Genomic DNA, 521 nt, shown 5'->3' with positions numbered 1-521 from the left:
CTTGGGAACAGCGTAAGCTGGAAAACTACGTCGTTGTTTCAACTACTAAAAATGTTGACGGTAAATTCGGGAAGGAAGACGTCCTATCTGTCTCTGGAGAGTATGGCGTGGTAAATCAGATTACCTTCCAAGGACGTTCATTTGCCGGAGCGTCTGTTTCGAATTATGGAGTCGTTAATACCGGAGATGTCGTATATACGAAGTCCCCGTTGAACTCTAATCCATATGGGATTATCAAAGTAAATAAGGGGATTCCGGGCATAGTCTCAACTCTGTACGCGATTTATCATCCGCGGGATAATGTTTATGCCAATTTCATTCAAGTATATTTTGAGCAGCATGAGCGGATGAATAATTACATGCATCCCTTAGTTAATAAGGGAGCAAAGAATGATATGAAGGTTACTGCGGAGAACGCTTTGAAAGGGATGGTCACATTCCCCAGCCGTGAAGAGCAGTATGTTATTTCAGCATTTTTCTCCCGTCTGGACTCCCTCATCACCCTTCATCAGCGTAAGTAT

The 521-nt window shown here is 43.2% G+C and carries 1 protein-coding gene; it reads left to right on the top strand.

Going from position 1 to position 521, the window contains the following annotated elements:
• A partial coding sequence (locus WMO36_RS08325; RefSeq protein ID WP_349077279.1) for a restriction endonuclease subunit S domain-containing protein occupies positions 1-521 on the top strand: 521 nt, incomplete at both ends.

This window comes from Bifidobacterium hominis, assembly GCF_040095915.1.
Taxonomy (GTDB): domain Bacteria; phylum Actinomycetota; class Actinomycetes; order Actinomycetales; family Bifidobacteriaceae; genus Bifidobacterium; species Bifidobacterium hominis.
This window is presented reverse-complemented; position numbering and strand designations above follow the sequence as displayed.